Origin of the sequence: Enterobacter sp. HK-058-C-ECC, assembly GCF_047531125.1 — a bacterium.
GTDB lineage: Bacteria > Pseudomonadota > Gammaproteobacteria > Enterobacterales > Enterobacteriaceae > Enterobacter > Enterobacter quasiroggenkampii.
The window spans coordinates 28,638-48,732 of sequence record NZ_JBLKCH010000008.1; the positions used below are offsets into that span (position 1 = coordinate 28,638).

Below are 20,095 nucleotides of genomic sequence, written 5' to 3' on the forward strand. Positions count from 1 at the left end.
AGAGCACGGGACTTAGGTTTTAATCCTGTGGATTACTTACCACGGGCTTCAATAACGGCCTGAGCAACGTTGTTAGGCGCATCATCATACTTCAGGAATTCCATGGTGTATGATGCACGACCTTTGGTCAGAGAACGCAGCTGAGTTGCATATCCGAACATTTCAGACAGCGGAACTTCAGCGTGGATCTTAACGCCAGTTACTTCGGATTCCTGACCACGCAGCATACCGCGACGACGGCTCAAGTCACCGATAACGTCACCGGTGTTCTCTTCAGGAGTTTCTACTTCAACCTTCATGATTGGCTCAAGCAGAACTGGTTTTGCTTTCTTAAAGCCTTCTTTAAAGGCAATAGACGCAGCCAGTTTAAACGCCAGTTCAGAGGAGTCAACGTCGTGGTAAGAACCGAAGTGCAGACGAACACCCATGTCAACAACCGGATAGCCAGCCAGAGGGCCCGCTTTCAGCTGTTCCTGAATGCCTTTATCAACGGCTGGGATGTATTCGCCAGGAATTACACCACCTTTGATGTCGTTGATGAACTCGTAACCTTTCGGGTTAGAGCCCGGCTCCAGTGGGTACATGTCGATCACAACGTGACCGTACTGACCGCGACCACCAGACTGCTTAGCGTGTTTACCTTCAATGTCGGTAACTTTCGCGCGAATCGCTTCGCGGTAAGCAACCTGAGGTTTACCCACGTTCGCTTCAACGTTGAATTCACGCTTCATACGGTCAACGATGATGTCCAGGTGCAGTTCACCCATACCAGCGATGATGGTCTGGTTAGATTCTTCATCAGTCCATACGCGGAATGATGGGTCTTCTTTCGCCAGACGGCCCAGAGCCAGACCCATTTTTTCCTGGTCAGCTTTGGTTTTTGGTTCAACTGCGATGGAGATTACCGGCTCTGGGAATTCCATACGCTCCAGAATGATCGGGTGATCCGGGTCACACAGGGTGTCACCAGTGGTCACGTCTTTCAGACCGATAGCTGCAGCGATGTCGCCCGCACGAACTTCTTTGATCTCTTCACGTTTGTTAGCGTGCATCTGTACGATACGGCCAAAACGCTCACGCGCCGCTTTCACGGAGTTCAGGATGGTGTCACCGGAGTTAACCACACCAGAGTAAACGCGGAAGAAGGTCAGGTTACCCACGAATGGGTCGGTAGCAATTTTGAACGCCAGTGCAGAGAATGGCTCTTCGTCGCTTGCGTGACGCTCAGCCGGGGTATCTTTACCGTCGTCCAGGATGCCGTTGATCGCAGGAACGTCAACTGGGGATGGCAGGTAGTCAACTACCGCATCCAGCATCGCCTGAACACCTTTGTTCTTGAACGCAGAACCACAGGTTACCAGGATGATTTCGTTGTTCAGAACGCGCTGACGCAGAGCTTTTTTGATCTCTTCTTCAGTCAGTTCTTCACCACCCAGGTATTTCTCCATCAGCTCTTCAGAAGCTTCAGCAGCGGATTCGATCAGGTTCTGGTGCCATTCGTCAGCCAGGTCCTGCATTGCAGCTGGGATATCTTCGTATTCGAAGGTAACGCCCTGGTCTGCATCGTTCCAGTTGATGGCTTTCATTTTCACCAGGTCGATAACGCCGGTGAAGCCTTCTTCAGCACCAATTGCCAGCTGCAGCGGAACAGGGTTCGCGCCCAGACGGGTTTTGATCTGACCAACAACTTTCAGGAAGTTAGCACCCATACGGTCCATTTTGTTAACGAACGCGATGCGTGGAACTTTATATTTGTTCGCCTGACGCCATACGGTTTCAGACTGTGGCTGAACACCACCAACTGCGCAATAAACCATTACCGCGCCGTCAAGCACACGCATGGAACGTTCTACTTCGATGGTGAAGTCAACGTGCCCTGGGGTGTCGATGATGTTTACGCGATGCGGTTCGTACTGCTTAGCCATACCTGACCAGAATGCAGTAGTCGCTGCGGAGGTGATAGTGATACCACGCTCCTGCTCCTGTTCCATCCAGTCCATGGTGGCTGCGCCGTCATGAACTTCACCGATTTTGTGGTTTACACCGGTGTAGAACAGAATACGTTCGGTAGTAGTGGTTTTACCGGCGTCGATGTGCGCACTGATACCGATGTTACGGTAGCGTGCGATGGGTGTTGTACGAGCCATTTGATTCCTCGTTTATATCTTTAGGCGTTCAGTTAAGTTACCCAGAGCGGGCGGCTTCTCTGAAGCGCCCGCCTGGTGACTAAGACTCCGAAGGGATTACCAACGGTAGTGTGCGAACGCCTTGTTGGCTTCTGCCATACGGTGAACGTCTTCACGTTTCTTAACTGCAGTACCTTTGTTGTCTGCAGCATCAGAAAGTTCGTTCGCCAGACGCAGAGCCATGGATTTATCACCGCGTTTACGAGCAGCTTCAACGATCCAACGCATTGCCAGGGCATTACGACGAACCGGACGAACTTCAACTGGAACCTGATAAGTAGAACCACCAACGCGGCGGGACTTAACTTCTACAGTTGGGCGAACGTTGTCGAGAGCGACTTCGAAAGCTTCCAGTTCATTTTTACCAGAACGCTGAGCCAGGGTCTCAAGCGCGCTGTATACGATTGCTTCTGCAGTAGATTTTTTACCATCTACCATCAGGATATTGACAAATTTTGCCAGCAGTTCTGATCCGAATTTCGGATCTGGAAGAATTTTACGCTGACCAATGACGCGACGACGTGGCATGGGAATACTCCGTTGTTAATTCAGGATTGTCCAAAACTCAAAGAGTTTAGTGTGACATTAAGATAAATCAGTTTGGCCTTACTTAACGGAGAACCATTAAGCCTTAGGACGCTTCACGCCGTACTTGGAGCGAGCCTGCTTACGGTCTTTAACACCTGAGCAGTCCAGCGCACCACGAACGGTGTGGTAACGAACACCCGGAAGGTCTTTAACACGACCGCCACGGATCAGGATCACGGAGTGCTCCTGCAGGTTGTGACCTTCACCACCGATGTAGGAAGTCACTTCGAAACCGTTAGTCAAACGCACACGGCATACTTTACGCAGTGCGGAGTTTGGTTTTTTAGGAGTGGTGGTATATACACGAGTACATACGCCACGTTTCTGCGGGCAGGCTTCCAGCGCAGGCACGTTGCTTTTCGCAACTTTGCGTGCACGTGGTTTGCGTACCAGCTGGTTAACTGTTGCCATTAAATAGCTCCTGGTTTTAGCTTTTGCTTCGTAAACACGTAATAAAACGACCTCATACAATATGAGGACGCGAAATTTTAGGGCTACGTCGAAAAGGTGTCAAGAAATATACAGCGATCTCAAATCACCAGTTCATTTGACTGGCGTGCGTCACAGTAAGATTGACGAAATCAGTATAGCCAACCACGTCAATCTTGGCTGAAATTTGACCAGAAAGACCCCGCGCATCCAGATCGTCTTTCAGCGCAGAGACTGTTATGGGGGCATTCGTGAGAATTTCAACGAAACGACTGCCTTCAAGTGCGGCAAGCACGCCGTCCTGAATCAGCAGCAGGTCATCACCGTCGCGCAGCATACTCAGTAACGCGTCGATGTCACATTGCCATGGTGAATGGCTCAGAGTATGGAGCATGGCAGCCTCAGAAAGTCAGAACGGTGTCGTAGTGGGAAAGGTGTTCGCGCAATGCCGCAGAAGGCACGACGGTCACATCCAGCACGAAAGGCGTCTTCTCATCCAAACCACGAGCGGCCAGCGAATCGGCGCAGACATACAGGATTTCAATGTCGTACAGCGGCAGCACTTTGAAGGTCGCGATGTAATCCCGCGCCAGAATGGCCTGTGGCTGCTGACCCGCCAGAAGCTGAAACACCCCGTCCCCCAAAAAGAAGACGCCGATATCTTCGGTCAGCGCGGACGTCGCAAGTAACGCATCGAGCCCTTCGCGGCCGGAAGCGCTGCCGTGCGGCGCAGACGTAAAAACAAATGCCACGCGCTTCATCAGAATTGCACCACTCTGTCGCAGGTTAACGCCGCCTGTGCCAGCGCGCCCAGGCCACTTAACGAAAAACCGGGCTGCAGGTTAGAACCCGATAAACCAAGACGCGCGGCTTCGGTTGCATCGGTCACGCCGCGGCGCAGTGCCGCCGCGACGCAGATATGCAGTTCTACGCCCTGCTTTTCGTTTAGTGCCTGCCAGCCGCGCACCACGTCAAACTCATCGCTCGCCGGAGACGTAAACTGGTTCGCGTTATACACCCCTTCCCGATAGAAGAAGACGCTCGCCAGCTCATGTCCGGCTGCCAGCAGCGCATGCGCAAACTGCAGCGCGCTGCTGGCCTGCTGAGTCCCGTACGCCGGGCCGGTCACCATTAACGCAAAACGCATTACTTGTCTTGTCCCAGGAAATCACCGCTTTTGAACTGGCGAATATAGAGATAGACCGTGTGCTTGGAGATGTTCAGACGATCGGCCACCTGGTTGATGGCGTCTTTAATATCAAAAATCCCTTTTTCATAGAGATTGAGCACAATCTGACGATTCTTGGCGTTGTTCGAGACGTTGCGGTCGGCATTCACCTCTTCAATGGTGAACTCCAGCGTCTGCGTCACAAGATCTTCGACGGAAGAGGCAAAGTTAACAGAAGAGCCAACATCCGGCGTTTCGGGTGGAACAAAGGTGCTCATGATCTGCGAGAATGGCACATCAAGGTTCATGTTGATGCACAGCAGCCCAATCACGCGATGCTCGCGGTTTCGAATCGCGATGGTTTCTGACTTCATCAGCACGCCGCTTTTGGCGCGGGTGAAATAGCATTTGGAGACGCTGCTGTCCGCGCCGGTCATATCATGCAACATACGCAATGCAAGGTCGGTAATTGGCGAACCAATTTTACGGCCAGTATGCTCACCATTCGCAATGCGGATGGCGGAACACTTCAGATCTTGCAGGGAGTGCAATACGATTTCGCAGTGGGAGCCAATGAGCATCGCTAACCCGTCCACTACCGCTTCATAGGATTTCAGAATATCGAAGTCGGTCTGATCGAAAGGACGTTGATCCAGTAAATCAAGTTCACTGGTTTCGTTGGTTAAAAGCGACCTGGACATGAAAAAAACACTCCTTTTCAGGAGCCTGTCGTTAGGTTTTCAGGGCAGGCTCATTATCTACACGGACAACTAAATTAATACAGCGTGCCTAACGCTTTCCAGTGTTAATTATACCTGCCCCACAATAAAAAACCGCCGCCTTAAAGGCGGCGGTTTTTTTTCAGCATTACTTCTTAGCGGCCGCGGCTTTATCGTCAGCCGGTGCGTCTGCCTTGGCATCCGCTTTCGGTGCCGGTTTGATGTCCAGCAGCTCTACGTCAAAGACCAGCGTAGAGTTGGCAGGGATACCCGGAACGCCGGTTTTGCCATAGGCCAGATCCGGTGGGATAACCATCTTGATCTTGCCGCCTTTCTTGATGTTTTTCAGGCCTTCAGTCCAGCCCGGGATCACACCATCCAGACGGAAGGAGAGCGGCTCACCACGGGTGTAAGAGTTATCAAACTCTTTACCGTCGATCAGCGTACCTTTGTAGTTCACGACAACGGTGTCGCTGTCTTTAGGCGCATCGCCGGTGCCTTCTTTCTCAACTTTGTACACCAGGCCAGTCGAAGAGGTTTTCACACCCTTCTCTTTAGCAAAGGCATCGCGGTAGGCTTTGCCTTTCGCTTCGTTGTCTTTAGCGTCCGCGTCCATCTTGGTCTGCGCGGCGCCCTTCACACGTGCTTCGAACGCCTGCAGAGTCTGTTCAATTTCCTGGTCAGACAGCTTGCTCTTATCGGCAAATGCGTCCTGAACGCCCGCGATCAGCTGAGCTTTATCCAGTTTGATGCCCAGTTTCTCTTGTTCTTTCAGAGAGTTTTCCATGTAACGACCCAGAGATGCGCCCAGTGCGTAGGCGGATTTCTGGTCGTCATTTTTGAACGCCGCTTTGCTGTCTGCAGTGGCAGCAGGCTTCGCAGCAGTATCAGCAGCGAATGACAGCGGCGCGTTCAGCGCAACAGCCATCGTCGTCGCCAGCAGCGTTACTTTAAACAGTGATTTCATCCATATCTCCAGGGCCTGGGGACTCTCACCCCAGCGTTAAACGTAAATGAGTGACGTACTATAAAACGTTGCAGAAGAAATCTACAGACAGACACGTCCAATTCTCGCCACTTTTCAGACTATTTTTGTTTAAATAAGTTTCTTGCCAGAGGGATGCGAACTGTACTTAAGGATAAACTCAGTTAAACTGCGCCGCCGCTGGGCCATTATGGCGAATCTGAAATAAACGAGGTGAATGATGAAGGATACAACGATAGAAGCGAGAATGGCTGAGCTGGAAAGCCGCCTGGCTTTTCAGGACATCACCATCGAAGAGCTAAACCAGACCGTGACCGCACATGAGCTCGAAATGGCGAAACTGCGGGATCATATGCGCCTGCTGACGGAAAAGCTGAAGGCTACGCAGCCGTCGAACATTGCTTCTCAGTCGGAAGAGACGCCACCTCCTCATTATTGAGGCGTAAAAAAAAGCGGGATTATCCCGCTTTTTTATTTTCCGCATGACGGAATTAGTGGCAGCCGCAACCGCCGTTACCGCAACCACCTTTACCGTGGCCGTGGTCATGACCATGGTCGTGGCCGTGACCACCGCAGCAGCCATCGTGGCCGTGATCGTGGTCATGGTCGTGACCGTGCGCACCGTGAACGTGGCCATGAGCCAGCTCTTCTTCGGTCGCTTCACGGATCGCAACAACTTCTACGTTGAACTTCAGGTTCTGGCCAGCCAGCATGTGGTTGCCGTCAACCACGACGTGGTCATCTTCCACTTCGGTGATTTCAACTGGAACCGGGCCCTGGTCGGTTTCTGCCAGGAAGCGCATGCCAACCTGCAGTTCGTCAACGCCCATGAACACGTCTTTAGGAACGCGCTGAACCAGGTTGTCGTCATACTGACCGTAAGCGTCGTTCGCGCCTACAGCAACGTCAAATTTGTCGCCAACTTCATGACCTTCCAGCGCGTTTTCCAGGCCGGAAATCAGGGAACCGTGACCATGCAGGTAGTCAAGCGGCGCACTCACCGGAGACTCATCAACCAACACACCGTCTTCTGTACGTACCTGATAGGCCAGGCTGACCACCAGGTCTTTTGCTACTTTCATGATATCTCCTGAGCGTGGGAAAATTGCTGGCGCAGATTGTAGCGGAAATCTGCACCTGTGTACCCTTTAGCTTAAAAAAACTCAGGGCATATCGCTAGTCCGGATGAAAAATCCCGATAACTTGCTCTTCTTTGCGAACGTGATCGCGGGCCTCTTTGTCGGCCTCACGCATCTGGTGACCGCACTTAACACACTCAACAACATCAATATTATTTTCCCGCCACATCGCCAGGGTATCTTGCGCCTGGCAGGTCGGGCATTTTGCACCCGCGATAAAGCGTTTACGTACAGCCATCTTTCGTTACCCTTTATTCAAATTCATCCCAGCCATCGAGCTGGCGTCGTTCCTGCTGCATCTCGCGCTGGAAGATCTCCTCCAGCTCGCGACGCGCTTCCCGCACGCGGGAGATCTGCGCCGTATCGGTATGTACCGGCATCAGCTCGCGCAGCATCCGCATATCCAGCCGGCGGAAGTGCATCTGAGCACGCTGCGCCTGATGCGGATGCATGCCCAGCGAGATCAGCGCCTTGCGCCCCAGCTCCAGCGCACTGGAAAACGTCTCACGGGAGAAGTGTTTCACACCCGCCTGCAATAATTCGTGAGCTTCAACACGTCCCCGCGCACGCGCCAGAATGTGCAGATGCGGGAAATGCTGCTGGCAGAGATCCACCAGCTTCATCGTGTCTTCCGGGTCGTTACAGGTAATGACGATGGACTCTGCCGCCTCTGCCCCCGCCGAGCGCAGTAACTCGAGCTGGGTCGCATCGCCGTAGTAAACCTTGTAGCCGTATTTGCGCATCAGGTTGACCGCGCTGATATCCCGCTCCAGCACCGTAATGCGCATTTTGTTCGCCATCAGCAAACGCCCGATCACCTGTCCAAAGCGGCCAAAACCCACCACGATCACCTGGGGCTTATCATCCTCCACCCACGGCGCTTCGTCTTCATCGTCTGTCGGATTCAGGCGGCGCGACAGCAGTTTATCCACCAACTTCATCAACAGCGGCGTGGTCATCATTGACAGCGTGACCGTCACCAGCAAAAGCGCCATCTGATCGTCTTTAAACAGCTTCTGGGACGAGGCGGTAGAGAACAGCACAAACGCGAACTCGCCTCCCTGGCTCAACACGCTCGCAAACTGCATGCGTTCCGAACTGCGCAAGCCGTAAATGCGCGCCATGACGTACAGCACCAGCGTTTTCACCGCCACCAGGATGGCCACGCTCACCACAACCCACAGCAGATGGGTATAGAGCACGCCAAGGTTGAGCGCCATCCCCACCGAAATAAAGAACAGGCCTAACAGCAGCCCTTTAAAGGGATCGATGGCAATTTCCAGTTCGTGCCGGTATTCACTTTCCGCCAGCAGCACCCCGGCGATAAAGGTCCCGAGCGCCATCGACAGCCCCAGCGCATCCATAAACAATGCCGACCCCAGCACCAGCAGCAGCGTCGCGGCGGTAAACACCTCGCGCACGCCGGACGCGGCAATAAAGCGGAACACCGGACGTAACAGGAAACGTCCGCCAATCAGCATCCCCGCGAAGGCCAGCACCTTCATCGCGATTTTCGCCCAGTCGAAGTGGTCGTCGCCGGAGCCCGCCAGCAGCGGCACCAGCGCCAGCGCCGGGATGACCGCCAAATCCTGGAACAGCAGCACCGAAAAACCCAGCTGACCGGCTTCGTTGCGGTTCATCCCCTTGTCGCGCATCAGCTGCAGGGCCATCGCCGTCGACGACATCGCAAGGCCTATCCCGCCTATCACCGCCGCCTGCCAGGAGAAATTCGTCAGCATTAACAGGCCACCCAGAATCGCGGCGCTGAACACCACCTGCGCGGCACCCACGCCAAAGATGGAGCGTCGGAGCTGCCACAATTTAGCAGGGTTGAGCTCAAGGCCGATGATGAACATCAGGAAGACCACGCCCAGTTCGGAGAAGTGAAGAATTTCATCTACATCGCTGATGAATCCCAGTCCCCAGGGGCCAATCGCGATCCCTGCCAGCAGATACCCCAGTACTGCACCGATACCAATACGCGCAGCAAGCGGCACCGCGACGACGGCCGCAAATAAAAACAGCACCCCGGCGAGGAGCAAATTCGATCCTTCCATTAACGACCTCCTGCCGGAATCGGTGACGCCAGCCATTCACCATAGGCTCTGGCGTGGCTGGCCAGTTCTTTCGGATCCTGACGTCGGGCCCAGTAGACAATAATCGGGCTCATCCAGTGCATACGGCACATCGCCGCCGTCAGCTCGAAAGGCCGCAGAATGTCGCTCATCGGATAACGGTTCAGCCCGTCGTGGCGGTAAGCGCTTTCGGGTTCACCGGTCGTAATCACGCTACGCCAGTACTTTCCCGCCAGCTGGTTGCCCCCCACCCCGCTGGAGAAACCCCGGCTCAGCACGCGGTCCAGCCACTCTTTGAGCAGCGCCGGACAGCTGTAGGTATAAAGCGGATGCTGGAACACAATCACGTCATGCTGACGCAGCAGTTCCTGCTCGTAAGGAATATCAATAAAGAAATCAGGATAGTGCGCGTAGAGATCGTGCACCGTCACGTTACTGAGCTGTGTGGCCGGCTTAAGCAGCACCCGGTTTGCCACCGAGTCCTGAGATTCCGGATGGGCATACAGCAGCAGCACTTTTGCTGTCTGAGACATCATTCCCCTCCCGGTCTTGTTTCTGTTTTTGTGTATCGTTGTTGTTTTGGGCTACCATGGCGGCCCGGTGCGGAAAATGGCCCACACCTTACATTATCATAATGACAAATTAACATAGTCGGAACATACGGCGCTTCTATGATTGTTTTCTCCTCGTTACAAATTCGTCGCGGCGTGCGCGTCCTGCTGGATAACGCCACTGCTACCATCAACCCAGGCCAAAAAGTGGGTCTGGTCGGCAAAAACGGCTGTGGTAAATCCACGCTGCTGGCGTTGCTGAAAAACGAGATTAGCGCGGATGGCGGTAACTTCACCTTCCCGGGGAACTGGCAGCTCGCCTGGGTGAACCAGGAGACACCAGCCCTGAGCGAACCGGCACTCGACTATGTTATCGACGGCGACCGGGAATACCGTAAGCTCGAGGCGGAACTTAACGCCGCTAACGAGCGCAACGACGGTCACGCCATCGCCACCGTTCACGGCAAGCTGGACGCCATTGACGCGTGGACCATTCGCTCCCGCGCCTCCAGCCTGCTTCACGGCCTGGGCTTCAGCAATGAACAGCTGGAACGCCCGGTCAGCGACTTCTCCGGTGGCTGGCGCATGCGCCTCAATCTGGCGCAGGCGCTGATCTGCCGCTCTGACCTGCTGCTGCTCGATGAACCGACTAACCACCTCGATCTCGATGCGGTTATTTGGCTGGAGAAGTGGCTCAAGAGCTATCAGGGCACTCTGATTCTGATCTCCCACGACCGAGACTTCCTCGACCCGGTGGTGGATAAAATCATTCATATCGAACAGCAAACGATGTTCGAGTACACCGGCAACTACAGCTCCTTCGAGCGCCAGCGCGCGACGCGTCTTGCCCAGCAGCAGTCCATGTACGAAAGCCAGCAGCAGCGCGTGGCGCACCTGCAGAGCTTTGTGGATCGCTTCAAGGCCAAAGCGTCAAAAGCAAAGCAGGCCCAGAGCCGCATCAAGATGCTGGAGCGCATGGAGATGATCGCCCCGGCGCACGTCGACAACCCGTTCCACTTCAGCTTCCGCGCCCCGGAAAGCCTGCCAAATCCGCTGCTGAAAATGGAAAAAGTCAGCGCGGGCTATGCCGACCGCATTATTCTCGACTCCATCAAACTCAACCTGGTGCCGGGTTCACGTATTGGTTTGCTGGGACGCAACGGTGCCGGTAAATCGACGCTGATCAAACTGCTGGCGGGCGAGCTTAACCCGGTCAAGGGTGAAATCGGCCTGGCGAAGGGCATCAAGCTGGGTTACTTCGCCCAGCATCAGCTGGAATTTTTACGCGCGGATGAATCCCCGATTCAGCATCTCGCGCGTCTGGCGCCGCAGGAGATGGAGCAGAAGCTGCGCGACTACCTCGGCGGCTTCGGCTTCCAGGGCGATAAGGTCACCGAAAACACCGAGCGTTTCTCGGGCGGTGAAAAAGCCCGTCTGGTGCTGGCGCTGATTGTCTGGCAGCGCCCGAACCTGCTGCTGCTCGATGAACCGACCAACCACCTGGATCTCGATATGCGTCAGGCGCTGACCGAAGCGCTGATTGAGTTCGAAGGCGCACTGGTGGTGGTTTCGCACGACCGTCACCTGATCCGCTCCACCACGGACGATCTCTACTTAGTGCACGATGGCAAAGTCGAACCGTTCGACGGCGATCTGGAAGACTACCAGCAGTGGCTGACGGACGTGCAGAAGCAGGAGAACCAGCCGGAGGAGTCGGCGAAAGACAACGCCAACAGCGCGCAGGCACGTAAAGACCAGAAGCGCCGTGAAGCGGAGCTGCGCACTCAGACGCAGCCGCTGCGTAAAGAGATTGCCCGTCTCGAAAAAGAGATGGAAAAGCTCAACGCCACGCTTGCCGCTGTTGAAGAGAAGCTCGGCGACAGCGGGCTGTATGACCAGAGCCGTAAAGCCGAACTGACGGACTGCCTGCAAACCCAGGCGAAAACCAAATCCAGCCTTGAAGAGTGTGAGATGGCGTGGCTCGACGCGCAGGAACAGCTGGAAGCGATGCTGCAGGCTGACTGATCCACCGGGAGGGCTATGAGTTTCGATAACACGAGCGAGATTACATTCCGCAAGCTCAGCATCTTCATGACGTTTATGGAGAAGGGGAATATCGCGCGTACCGCCGAAACTTTGGGCCTGAGCGGCGTCAGCGTCCACCGTGCGCTGCACACGCTGGAAGAGAACGTGCGCTGCCCGCTCTTTACCCATAAGGGGCGCAACCTGATTGCTCTCCCTTCCGCCTGGACCTTGCTGGAATATTGCCAGGAAGTGATGCAGGTGATGGAGCGCGGGCTGGAAGCGTCGCGCAAAATTGCCGGGATCGGCCAGGGGCGGCTGCGCGTGGGCACGCTCTACTCGCTCACCCTGGAAACCGTGCCGCGCCTGATCATGGGCATGAAGCTGCGCCGTCCGGATCTGGAAATGGATCTGACGATGGGCTCCAACGAAACCCTGCTGCACATGCTGGATGAAGGCTCGCTGGACGCCATTCTTATCTCCATTTCCGAGAGCGATATCGACCGTAACAGCCTCGAAGTGTTGCCCCTGTTCCATGACGACATCTTCCTTGCCGCACCGGCCTCCGCGACACTCAATACCCGCGGTCCGGCCGATCTGCGCGACTATAAAGATCGGAAATTTGTCTCTCTTGCGGAAGGGTTCGCCACCTATGCAGGCTTCCAGGAGGCGTTTCATATCGCCGGGTTCGAGCCGGAGATTGTTACCCGGGTGAATGACATTTTCTCAATGCTCAGTCTGGTGCAGGCGGGAGTGGGCTTTACGCTGATGCCGGGCAGGATGAAAAAGGTCTATGAGAATTCCGTGCAGCTCCTGAAGCTTGCCGAGCCGTACCAGATGCAACAGCTGATCGCCATCGTCTTTGCCCGCAACCGCGAGCAGGATCCGAGCCTGCGGGCGCTGGCCGCCGAAGGGCGGATGTATGCCCGCAGTTTGCAGGACGGAGCCTGAGGTCGTGCCGGGTGACGACGCGTCGCGTCTTACCCGGCCTACGTTCGTGCAGTTGTAGGCCCGGTAAGGCGCAGCCGCCACCGGGCTAAGCCATCACGCACGGAGTCGCTTCGCCAGATGTACCGCCACATCAACCCCGCTGCGCTCCAGCGAAATGGTCTCTCCTTCCCACGGCGCCTGACGCGTCAGGCAGGTCAGTACGCCGCCGGGGGGCATCTCGATCGCCAGCCGGGCTTCGCGTTCATTCGCTGAAATCATCGCCTCCTGCCAGCGCACCGTACGCGCCATGTTCATCGCCAGATCGTCGGCGATCTTTTCCGGCTGCCACAGCACGCGCCCGGTGCTGCCGCTCAGGTAGGCGCTGCGTGGGCGTGAAAGCGTGACCGATTCAAACGCCGTTGCCAGCTTTTGCGCGGGTGCTGTCAGCAGTTCGCAGTGCGACGGCACGCTGACCGCCAGCCGTTTGGCCTTGCTCGCCCCTTTCGCCAGCGCGCGCGACGCCGCCTCCGCCATCCCTTCATCGGTTCCGGCAATCACGATCTGCGTTTCGGCATTCAGGTTGGCAATGTAGGTCCCGGTGCCCTGGATAAGGTCTTCCACCTGCGGCAGAGTGAGCCCCATAATTGCCGTCAGGCCGTAGCCGTGTGGATACGCCTGCTCCATCAGATCGCCACGCAGCGCCACCAGCTTCAGCGCATCCGTGAAGTCCAGCGCGCCTGCAATGACCGCCGCCGGATAAGCGCCGATGGACAGCCCGCTGACGATATCCGGCGCCACGCCGCGCCGTTCCAGCTCGCGCGCCCAGGCCACGCCTGCAATCAGCAGGCAAAGCTGAACCGCGCGGGTATGGCTTAACGCGTCTGCGCTATCCAGCGTATCCACTTCGGTGCCCAGCACCTCACGCGCCTGAGCCAGTTCCGTTCCCGGCAGGTTTTGCAGCATGCCTTCGTGCTGCGTGCCCTGCCCCGGAAAGGTAAACACTATTTTCATCACTCCTCCCTGCGCCACGGATCCGCCACCAGGCGCGGTCCATGGCGGGTTTTCAGCAGCGTTTTGCCGTCGCGCAGCCACTCCGCCAGCGCGAAACCGCCCTCGGGCGTATCCACCTGCGTATCGGCACGACACAGCGAACGGCTTAGCTGGGACTGCCACATCGTCAGGGCGTCCGGTGAGATCGGCAGCGGAGCGCGGATAAGCAGATCGAGATCGCTGTCGGCATGGATCACCGGGATACCGGTCGCCAGCGCGTAGCCGGTACTGCCGGTAATGCCCCACGTCCACGGCCACGCCTGCTGAGAAAGCTGAAGCGCCACCTGAACGGGTGGCTGAGTTACAAAGGGCGAGCGCAGCAGTTCGGCCGCAACGCTCAGGTCTTCCGGTGAAACCACGCGTAACACGTTTTCGGGCTTCACCCATCCGGCCGCCCGCTGGTCGCGACGTAAACCGCGTACGCCAACGGGGATCCGGCCTTCGCTATCCACATCACGCCGCACCACCACCGGCAGGCCGGTATGCCAGGCGGCCTCCACCCAGGATTCAGTGATGCCTTCCAGCGCATCGCGGGCAGTAAGCCAGATAAGGTCGTGCGGGCGTAATGGGGTGGTCATGGTTACATTCCTGAAGTTAGCGAGATAAACAGCGGCAGCGACAGGATACACAGGACGGAGCTTAACAGCAGCACGGCTTCTGCATCCGGCGACTGCACGCCAAAGCGGTTACCGAACACAACGCCGAAGAAGCCCGCAGACAGCGCAATCATCAGGATAGCGGTGATCGCCACGGAGCCGTGCAGACCAAAAATCAAGACGATACCCCAGGCAATGGCTGGCTGAATCAGCAGCTTAGCGATCGTGGAGGTGATGACCATGGTATTAATCTGCAGCTTACGGGCAGAAAGGATCACCCCGGTCAGGAACAGCGCCGCAGCGGTCGCGGACAGTCCCAGCGGTTTGATCGCCGCCAGCACCAGCTCCGGCATTTTGATGCCGATGGCGGACAAAATCACGCCCAGCAGCGGGCCCATCACGATCGGTTTTTTAATGGAGCGCCACATCAGCACCGGCAGCATTGAGAGCGTTGAGCCGGAGCTATTGCCCTCAGCACGCGCTTTTTCACGCTCCAGAATGAGCAGGCAGAAGGGGGTCATCAGCACCGAACCGCAGGCGATGGAGACCGCGACGGAGAGCGACGTAGAGGAACCTTCGCCCAGCACGCTGCCCAGAATCGGCAGACCCAGCGCTGCATAGTTGGGCAACGCGACGGTGAGCGTCAGCACGGCCGCATCCTGTGGCGATTTCTTAAAGACGCCGGTGGCGAGGAAGTAGATGACCGCATAGGTGATCCACATCGCCAGCGTCAACACCAGGATCAGCGGCGACTGGGCAACGATACCGGTCCACGGGGTTTGCACGGTGGCGCTGAACAGCGCGGCAGGGAGTGCAAAATCCATTACGAAGATATTAAGCAGGGAAACATTTTTGTTATCGACCATCTTTGCCTTGCCGGCCCAGAATCCCAGCAGCATGATGACGAAAATCGGTGCAAGAGCATGAACAATTACGTAAGTCATAAATCACCTGTAGTAAAAAAGTTTTAGCACTGGCGCGATGATTATTATTTTCAGGATGCAGGTTGCCGCGGGGGCGCTGTCACGCGCCCACGGGTTGATGCATCTGGCAGGTCTCTTTTTACTTACCAGCTGGCTCGCATACGTTCGCGTACGAGCGCCGAGCTGCGGCGATTGTCAGCACCCAGACGGTTTTTCAACGTGGTGTCCTGACGAGCGTCACTGATGGCCTGTTGCAGGGTGGATTTCACCAGCGTCAGATCGTTATCGGAGGGGGCATCCGGGTTGCTGATATCCAGCAGGTTAGAGAGCAGCCCCAGCGTGGCGTAGTTGCTGATGTCGTAGGCCATTGGCGGAATGGTCGCCGCCAGTTTTTCCAGCGCCTCGACGGTACGCAGCGTAATGCGCGCCGCAGACTCTTTGCCCATCGCATGGATCAGCACGCCTTTGTCGTTAAAGGCGATCAGGCGGTTGGCCTGGTAGCCGTGCGCCAGAAACGCGCCGGACATCGCCTTGCCGACGATAAGCCCAATCACCGGGTGACCGGCCAGGCGGGCATTCGCATAGGCTGCTGCCGCACCGGCCAGCGCCTGATGAATCCCAAACGCCTCTTCGCGTCGGCCATAGGCCTGGCTTGGGACGTCGATCACCGCCACAATCGGGCGCTTCACGGCTTTATCGGCATCAGCCGCTACGGTTTCGCTGACCACTTTCGCCAGGGTCCAGCCTTCCAGCAGCCCCACTTCTCCTTTCGCCGCGCGCGGGAAGTGGTTGTTGGCATCCGGCACCACGGCGACAAAGCGCACCGTTTCACCGTTCAGCTCGCCGTCTGCCGCCTGCACGGACGGGCATAGCCCTTCGATACGTTTGGCGTTCGGGGCGAGGATGTCCAGCCAGCGTTCGCCACGGCTTATTGCGTTACTCATCATTTCACCTCCCGGGCAAAAAGCGCGTTAATCTGTTCGGCATCAGCCTGTTTGCGGGTGTCGAAATTCGTCAGACGGTTCAGGTAATCGTCGTAGTTATCGGTGCGATGTTTCGCGGGAACGCCTTTAGCAATCGCGTCGTTCATCGCCTGTTTCACCGCGTTGATACCGTCGCCGACGAGCGCATCCACCAGCCCGCTTTGATAGCGCACTTCACCGCCGGTCATGCTCCAGATAAACGGACGATCGCGGGAGTCGTACTCCTCAATGCCCGCCTCCTGCTCGATAACCTGCGGGCCGTTGAGGCCAAGACGCGCTTCGCGGGTCACGATCAGGTAGCTGCAGAGCGCCGCCGCGATGGACATCCCACCGAAGCAGCCCACGGTTCCGGCCACAATGCCAATAACCGGCGTGTAGCGACGCAGGTCCACAATCGCCGCGTGAATATCGGCAATCGCCGCCAGGCCGAGGTTCGCCTCCTGCAGACGCACGCCGCCGGTTTCGAGGCACAGTACCGCCTGAGTCGGAATGCCGTTGCGGTTATCCTCCGCCGCCAGCTCCAGCGCCGCCGCCATTTTGGCGCCGGACACTTCGCCCATGCTGCCGCCCTGGAACGCGCCTTCAATCGCCACGACGACGGCAGGCTTGCCGTTGATGGTGCCCTTCGCCACCACCATGCCGTCGTCCGCCTGCGGCACAATGCCCTGTGGCCCAAGCCACGGAGAGATAATGCCTTCAAACGGATCCAGCAGTTCGCGGTAGCTGCCTTCATCGAGCAGGGCCTGCGCGCGCTGGCGCGCTTTCAGTTCGATAAAGCTGCTGTCATCACGCATGGCTCACCCCCTCAAAAACCTGTTCGATGCGAATGCGCGCCACGCCCGGCGTCGCGCCGAAGTCGTGGATGGTCAGCTTCCCTGCGGGCAGGCTGCTGACGGTTTGCAGACGGTTGAACAGCGCCTCCCAGCGCCCCCGGCTGTTGTCCACGGAGGTGGTGATATCAATGGTTAACGTCTGGCCCGGTTCGGCGGTGAAGAGCACCTCCATATCCCCGGAACCGACTACCCCTGCCAGCGCCCTGCCGCTTAACGTGCGGCTGGCTGGCACGGTCAATGTGATTTTTTCCATAACATCCTCTTAATGCTTTGAATTTGGCGTTTCGACGCGGTCGAGAAACAGCGTGGCGGCAAGCAGGTCGGCAGCGCCGCCCGGTGAGGCGTTGAGCGCCAGCATCTGACGGTCTAACCTCGCCAGCGCCTGCTGGCCCGCAGGCGTTGCGCTGCCGCCGACATTCAGCACCGCACGGGCGCCGTCCTGCATGGCATCAAGCCCTTCCATTCCGGCACGTGACAGCACGCAGGTGTCGGTGAGTGAAGTCATGATAGCCATCAGCGCGTCGAGCCTGGCGTGCGTTTCACTGCTACCGTTGAGGCGGCTCAGACGAAGCTGCGGCAGCGCGCGCTGCATAACGTGCGGGAACGCCTGCTGCGCTTCTTCACGCGCGCCCGGCACGCGGTAACGGTGCGTGGCGCGCAGGCCTTTACTGAACACCTTCGGCGCCGCGTCGTCCGGCAGTCTCGCCAGCTGCGCGGCGGTGCGGGCGACGTCTTGCGCCCTCGCATCACCGCCGAGCATCGCCACCGCGCTGACCAGCAGCCCCAGCGCCCAAATCGCGCCGCGATGGGTGTTTACGCCACCGGTTGCGGCCATCATCTGCTGCTCGCCTTCGCGACCGAGTCGCCCGACGGTTTGCCGAAGTGCGATATCTGCCGGGCGCTGCCAGCTTTGCAGCGCCAGCGCCTGAAACGTGGAGGTCAGGCTGTGCGCGGAGCGCTCCATCAGCGCAAGGGATAAATCGTGGTGCGCGCCGTTCCCCCGACTGTCCACCAGACCGGGTTTCGGGCTTAAACGTGCTTCGTCAATCAGACACTGCGTGGCGGTTCGCGCCAGCCATTCGGCACCGCCTTCAACCTGAATCTGGGGAAGAAGTTTCATTACCAGCTCCGGAATTTCGCAGGTGGGTTATAGAGACCGCCGGACCATTCCACGAGATCAGACACGCTGCCTGCCGCCAGCAGAGAGCGGGTGGCATCAGTGCGGCGGATCCCCATATCTTCCGGATAGACCACTTTGCCGCTCTGACGCAGTTCCGCCACGCGTTTGGCATCCACGCCCAGACCGATGTCGGTGATCCCCGCGACGGCGGCAACCATGGCACGACGCTCTTCCAGATCTTTCGCCCGATAGAGGTAGGCAATCCCCTCTTCCGTCAGCACGTGGGTGACGTCATCGCCGTAGATCATCACCGGCGCCAGCGGCATACCGGAGGCTTTCGCCACGTCAACGGCATCGAGTTTTTCCACGAAGGTCGGCTTCACGCCCGCCTGGAAGGTTTCCACCATCTGCACGACCAGTTTTTTACCGCGCTGCATTGGGTCAGGTTCGGTGATCATGTTCAGCCAGGCAGGCGTGGCGTGGCGACGACCGTGCGGGTCATGCCCCATGTTTGGCGCACCGCCGAAGCCGGACAGACGACCACGGGTCACGGTTGAGGAGTTGGCGTAGCCGTCAACCTGCAGGGTTGAGCCGATGAACATATCCACCGCGTACTGGCCTGCCAGCTGGCAGAACGCGCGGTTGGAGCGCATGGAGCCGTCGGCACCGGTAAAGAAGACGTCCGGACGCGCGCGGATGTACTCTTCCATCCCCAGCTCGCCGCCGAAGCAGTGCACGCTCTCGACCCAGCCGCTTTCAATGGCCGGGATCAGCGTTGGATGCGGGTTCAGCGTCCAGTGTTTACAGATTTTGCCTTTGAGCCCGAGCTGTTCACCGTAGGTAGGCAGCAGCAGCTCGATCGCCGCAGTGTTAAAGCCGATCCCGTGGTTCAGGGACTGCACCTGGTGTTCCGCATAAATACCCTTGATGGCCATCATCGCCATCAGGATGTGTTCCTGTTTAATCAGGCGCGGGTCGCGGGTAAACAGCGGTTCGATAAAGAACGGCTTATCGGCCACCACCACGAAGTCAATCCACGAGCCCGGAATATCCACGCGCGGCAGGTCACACTCGTCATCCACCAGCTCGTTCACCTGCGCGATGACGATGCCGTCGTGGAACGCGGCGGCTTCCACCAGCGCCGGGGTATCTTCGGTGCTCGCCCCGGTATAGAGGTTGCCTTTGCGGTCAGCTTTAAAGCCGGCAATCAGCGCCACGTTGGGCGACAGGTCGACGTAGAGACGAGAATAGAGTTCGATATAGGTATGAATCGCGCCGATTTCGAGCTGACCATCCTCCAGCAGTTGGGAGATGCGCAGGCTCTGCGTCCCGGAGAAGGAGAAATCCAGCTTGCGAGCGATGCCTTTCTCAAAGATATCCAGATGTTCGCTACGGCCAACACTCGGCATGATCATATGCAGGTCGTGGACGATCTGCGGGTTCACTTCGGCCAGCGAGCGGGAAAGGAAATCGGCCTGCTTCTGGTTGTTACCTTCCAGCACGACCTTGTCGCCTGGCGCGATCAGTTTTTCCAGCATGGCGACGAGATCGCCGGTTGGCAGTACCTTGCCCTGCACCGGTACGGAGGCCAGACGACGCGCTTTTTCGCTGCGTCGCGTGTTCCATTGCCGGGTGGGTGTTTGCCCAGATAACATTATTAACCTCCTGATTCAGCTAATCATTTTGATTTGCTTAACGTTGAGTAAAGTGTGCGCTCTGGTGAGAAAGGCATCAATTAAGCGTAGAGCTGAATCATTAGCCTGAGAGTAATAATCAAGGTAAATATTTGTGATCGGGA

Annotated in this window: 23 protein-coding genes; 3 read left to right on the forward strand and 20 right to left on the reverse strand. The window is 57.2% G+C overall.

Translation table 11 applies throughout. The features are described from left to right. Positions 1 to 32 precede the first annotated feature (32 nt). The 8 genes from fusA to fkpA form a co-directional block, all read right to left on the reverse strand. Positions 33 to 2,147, reverse strand: coding sequence for an elongation factor G (gene fusA / locus ACMWJS_RS16040; protein WP_008503004.1), 2,115 nt, complete (start codon positions 2,145 to 2,147; stop codon positions 33 to 35). Between the two features lie 96 nt (positions 2,148 to 2,243). Further along, the gene (rpsG, locus tag ACMWJS_RS16045; RefSeq protein WP_004106370.1) at positions 2,244 to 2,714 is read right to left on the reverse strand and encodes a 30S ribosomal protein S7; all 471 of its coding nucleotides are present in this window, start codon (positions 2,712 to 2,714) and stop codon (positions 2,244 to 2,246) included. 96 nt (positions 2,715 to 2,810) lie between these two features. After that, positions 2,811 to 3,185 carry a 30S ribosomal protein S12 gene (rpsL, locus tag ACMWJS_RS16050; RefSeq protein ID WP_000246815.1) on the reverse strand — a complete coding sequence of 125 codons (375 nt, stop codon included), beginning with the start codon at positions 3,183 to 3,185 and terminating at the stop codon, positions 2,811 to 2,813. Between the two features lie 124 nt (positions 3,186 to 3,309). Further along, positions 3,310 to 3,597 carry a sulfurtransferase complex subunit TusB gene (gene tusB / locus ACMWJS_RS16055; RefSeq protein WP_045909310.1) on the reverse strand — a complete coding sequence of 96 codons (288 nt, stop codon included), beginning with the start codon at positions 3,595 to 3,597 and terminating at the stop codon, positions 3,310 to 3,312. A gap of 7 nt (positions 3,598 to 3,604) precedes the next feature. Further along, complete coding sequence (tusC, locus tag ACMWJS_RS16060; protein WP_414747294.1) at positions 3,605 to 3,964, reverse strand: sulfurtransferase complex subunit TusC; 360 nt, start codon at positions 3,962 to 3,964, stop codon at positions 3,605 to 3,607. Next, on the reverse strand, positions 3,964 to 4,350 hold the full coding sequence (gene tusD / locus ACMWJS_RS16065) for a sulfurtransferase complex subunit TusD (RefSeq protein ID WP_023294706.1): 387 nt from the start codon (positions 4,348 to 4,350) through the stop codon (positions 3,964 to 3,966). Before tusD ends, tusC begins: the two co-directional genes overlap by 1 nt. Beyond that, positions 4,350 to 5,072 (reverse strand): transcriptional regulator, encoded by a 723-nt coding sequence (locus ACMWJS_RS16070; RefSeq protein ID WP_045330517.1) that lies wholly within the window; start codon positions 5,070 to 5,072, stop codon positions 4,350 to 4,352. Before ACMWJS_RS16070 ends, tusD begins: the two co-directional genes overlap by 1 nt. Positions 5,073 to 5,238: 166 nt before the next feature. Beyond that, on the reverse strand, positions 5,239 to 6,057 hold the full coding sequence (fkpA, locus tag ACMWJS_RS16075) for an FKBP-type peptidyl-prolyl cis-trans isomerase (RefSeq protein ID WP_008503008.1): 819 nt from the start codon (positions 6,055 to 6,057) through the stop codon (positions 5,239 to 5,241). Positions 6,058 to 6,295: 238 nt separating this feature from the next. On the opposite strand from fkpA, the gene ACMWJS_RS16080 reads away from it, so the two are divergent. Next, positions 6,296 to 6,514, forward strand: coding sequence for a protein SlyX (locus ACMWJS_RS16080; RefSeq protein ID WP_008503009.1), 219 nt, complete (start codon positions 6,296 to 6,298; stop codon positions 6,512 to 6,514). A 52-nt stretch (positions 6,515 to 6,566) separates the two neighbouring features. On the opposite strand, the gene slyD is transcribed toward ACMWJS_RS16080, so the two are convergent. The 4 genes from slyD to kefG form a co-directional block, all read right to left on the reverse strand. Continuing rightward, positions 6,567 to 7,157, reverse strand: a complete 591-nt coding sequence (gene slyD / locus ACMWJS_RS16085; RefSeq protein ID WP_008503010.1) for a peptidylprolyl isomerase — start codon at positions 7,155 to 7,157, stop codon at positions 6,567 to 6,569. Positions 7,158 to 7,251: 94 nt separating this feature from the next. Then, on the reverse strand, positions 7,252 to 7,452 hold the full coding sequence (locus tag ACMWJS_RS16090; protein WP_010436300.1) for a YheV family putative zinc ribbon protein: 201 nt from the start codon (positions 7,450 to 7,452) through the stop codon (positions 7,252 to 7,254). 13 nt (positions 7,453 to 7,465) lie between these two features. After that, positions 7,466 to 9,271, reverse strand: coding sequence for a glutathione-regulated potassium-efflux system protein KefB (kefB, locus tag ACMWJS_RS16095; RefSeq protein WP_262823591.1), 1,806 nt, complete (start codon positions 9,269 to 9,271; stop codon positions 7,466 to 7,468). Then, a complete protein-coding gene (gene kefG, locus ACMWJS_RS16100) occupies positions 9,271 to 9,825 on the reverse strand; it encodes a glutathione-regulated potassium-efflux system ancillary protein KefG (RefSeq protein ID WP_021242220.1) in 555 nt (184 codons plus the stop codon). The genes kefB and kefG overlap by 1 nt, the downstream gene beginning before the upstream one ends. 135 nt (positions 9,826 to 9,960) lie before the next feature. Between kefG and ACMWJS_RS16105 the strand changes: the two genes are divergently transcribed. Together ACMWJS_RS16105 and ACMWJS_RS16110 are read left to right on the forward strand one after the other, a co-directional pair. After that, entirely contained in the window at positions 9,961 to 11,865 is a 1,905-nt protein-coding gene (locus tag ACMWJS_RS16105; protein WP_136195929.1) for an ABC transporter ATP-binding protein, read from the forward strand. A 15-nt stretch (positions 11,866 to 11,880) separates the two neighbouring features. Next, positions 11,881 to 12,813, forward strand: coding sequence for a LysR family transcriptional regulator (locus tag ACMWJS_RS16110; RefSeq protein ID WP_045909314.1), 933 nt, complete (start codon positions 11,881 to 11,883; stop codon positions 12,811 to 12,813). Positions 12,814 to 12,906: 93 nt separating this feature from the next. Here ACMWJS_RS16110 and mdcH read toward each other — a convergent pair whose 3' ends face one another. From mdcH to mdcA, 8 genes are all read right to left on the reverse strand, one after another. Then, the gene (gene mdcH / locus ACMWJS_RS16115; protein ID WP_414747295.1) at positions 12,907 to 13,803 is read right to left on the reverse strand and encodes a malonate decarboxylase subunit epsilon; all 897 of its coding nucleotides are present in this window, start codon (positions 13,801 to 13,803) and stop codon (positions 12,907 to 12,909) included. Beyond that, positions 13,803 to 14,420: a malonate decarboxylase holo-ACP synthase gene (locus ACMWJS_RS16120; RefSeq protein ID WP_414747296.1), complete on the reverse strand. Its 618-nt coding sequence runs from the start codon at positions 14,418 to 14,420 to the stop codon at positions 13,803 to 13,805. The genes mdcH and ACMWJS_RS16120 overlap by 1 nt, the downstream gene beginning before the upstream one ends. 2 nt (positions 14,421 to 14,422) lie before the next feature. Beyond that, entirely contained in the window at positions 14,423 to 15,382 is a 960-nt protein-coding gene (locus ACMWJS_RS16125) for an AEC family transporter (RefSeq protein ID WP_021242215.1), read from the reverse strand. A 122-nt stretch (positions 15,383 to 15,504) separates the two neighbouring features. Continuing rightward, positions 15,505 to 16,305, reverse strand: coding sequence for a biotin-independent malonate decarboxylase subunit gamma (gene mdcE, locus ACMWJS_RS16130; protein WP_414747329.1), 801 nt, complete (start codon positions 16,303 to 16,305; stop codon positions 15,505 to 15,507). Next, positions 16,305 to 17,138 carry a biotin-independent malonate decarboxylase subunit beta gene (locus ACMWJS_RS16135; protein WP_021242213.1) on the reverse strand — a complete coding sequence of 278 codons (834 nt, stop codon included), beginning with the start codon at positions 17,136 to 17,138 and terminating at the stop codon, positions 16,305 to 16,307. The genes mdcE and ACMWJS_RS16135 overlap by 1 nt, the downstream gene beginning before the upstream one ends. After that, on the reverse strand, positions 17,131 to 17,430 hold the full coding sequence (gene mdcC / locus ACMWJS_RS16140) for a malonate decarboxylase acyl carrier protein (RefSeq protein ID WP_023294711.1): 300 nt from the start codon (positions 17,428 to 17,430) through the stop codon (positions 17,131 to 17,133). The genes ACMWJS_RS16135 and mdcC overlap by 8 nt, the downstream gene beginning before the upstream one ends. A gap of 9 nt (positions 17,431 to 17,439) precedes the next feature. Next, positions 17,440 to 18,297 carry a triphosphoribosyl-dephospho-CoA synthase gene (locus ACMWJS_RS16145; RefSeq protein WP_414747297.1) on the reverse strand — a complete coding sequence of 286 codons (858 nt, stop codon included), beginning with the start codon at positions 18,295 to 18,297 and terminating at the stop codon, positions 17,440 to 17,442. Further along, positions 18,297 to 19,952: a malonate decarboxylase subunit alpha gene (mdcA, locus tag ACMWJS_RS16150; protein WP_039024078.1), complete on the reverse strand. Its 1,656-nt coding sequence runs from the start codon at positions 19,950 to 19,952 to the stop codon at positions 18,297 to 18,299. The genes ACMWJS_RS16145 and mdcA overlap by 1 nt, the downstream gene beginning before the upstream one ends. Between the last annotated feature and the right edge of the window lie 143 nt (positions 19,953 to 20,095).

Coding starts and splice junctions, on each gene's coding strand:
- mdcH (WP_414747295.1), bottom strand. CDS start 13,803: ATGAAAATAGTGTTTACCTTTCCGGGGCAGGGCACGCAGCACGAAGGC.
- fkpA (WP_008503008.1), bottom strand. CDS start 6,057: ATGAAATCACTGTTTAAAGTAACGCTGCTGGCGACGACGATGGCTGTT.
- slyD (WP_008503010.1), bottom strand. CDS start 7,157: ATGAAAGTAGCAAAAGACCTGGTGGTCAGCCTGGCCTATCAGGTACGT.
- tusD (WP_023294706.1), bottom strand. CDS start 4,350: ATGCGTTTTGCGTTAATGGTGACCGGCCCGGCGTACGGGACTCAGCAG.
- ACMWJS_RS16120 (WP_414747296.1), bottom strand. CDS start 14,420: ATGACCACCCCATTACGCCCGCACGACCTTATCTGGCTTACTGCCCGC.
- ACMWJS_RS16145 (WP_414747297.1), bottom strand. CDS start 18,297: ATGAAACTTCTTCCCCAGATTCAGGTTGAAGGCGGTGCCGAATGGCTG.
- tusB (WP_045909310.1), bottom strand. CDS start 3,597: ATGCTCCATACTCTGAGCCATTCACCATGGCAATGTGACATCGACGCG.
- rpsL (WP_000246815.1), bottom strand. CDS start 3,185: ATGGCAACAGTTAACCAGCTGGTACGCAAACCACGTGCACGCAAAGTT.
- tusC (WP_414747294.1), bottom strand. CDS start 3,964: ATGAAGCGCGTGGCATTTGTTTTTACGTCTGCGCCGCACGGCAGCGCT.
- ACMWJS_RS16090 (WP_010436300.1), bottom strand. CDS start 7,452: ATGGCTGTACGTAAACGCTTTATCGCGGGTGCAAAATGCCCGACCTGC.
- ACMWJS_RS16110 (WP_045909314.1), top strand. CDS start 11,881: ATGAGTTTCGATAACACGAGCGAGATTACATTCCGCAAGCTCAGCATC.
- fusA (WP_008503004.1), bottom strand. CDS start 2,147: ATGGCTCGTACAACACCCATCGCACGCTACCGTAACATCGGTATCAGT.
- ACMWJS_RS16070 (WP_045330517.1), bottom strand. CDS start 5,072: ATGTCCAGGTCGCTTTTAACCAACGAAACCAGTGAACTTGATTTACTG.
- ACMWJS_RS16125 (WP_021242215.1), bottom strand. CDS start 15,382: ATGACTTACGTAATTGTTCATGCTCTTGCACCGATTTTCGTCATCATG.
- kefB (WP_262823591.1), bottom strand. CDS start 9,271: ATGGAAGGATCGAATTTGCTCCTCGCCGGGGTGCTGTTTTTATTTGCG.
- rpsG (WP_004106370.1), bottom strand. CDS start 2,714: ATGCCACGTCGTCGCGTCATTGGTCAGCGTAAAATTCTTCCAGATCCG.
- ACMWJS_RS16105 (WP_136195929.1), top strand. CDS start 9,961: ATGATTGTTTTCTCCTCGTTACAAATTCGTCGCGGCGTGCGCGTCCTG.
- kefG (WP_021242220.1), bottom strand. CDS start 9,825: ATGATGTCTCAGACAGCAAAAGTGCTGCTGCTGTATGCCCATCCGGAA.
- mdcC (WP_023294711.1), bottom strand. CDS start 17,430: ATGGAAAAAATCACATTGACCGTGCCAGCCAGCCGCACGTTAAGCGGC.
- mdcA (WP_039024078.1), bottom strand. CDS start 19,952: ATGTTATCTGGGCAAACACCCACCCGGCAATGGAACACGCGACGCAGC.
- mdcE (WP_414747329.1), bottom strand. CDS start 16,305: ATGAGTAACGCAATAAGCCGTGGCGAACGCTGGCTGGACATCCTCGCC.
- ACMWJS_RS16135 (WP_021242213.1), bottom strand. CDS start 17,138: ATGCGTGATGACAGCAGCTTTATCGAACTGAAAGCGCGCCAGCGCGCG.
- ACMWJS_RS16080 (WP_008503009.1), top strand. CDS start 6,296: ATGAAGGATACAACGATAGAAGCGAGAATGGCTGAGCTGGAAAGCCGC.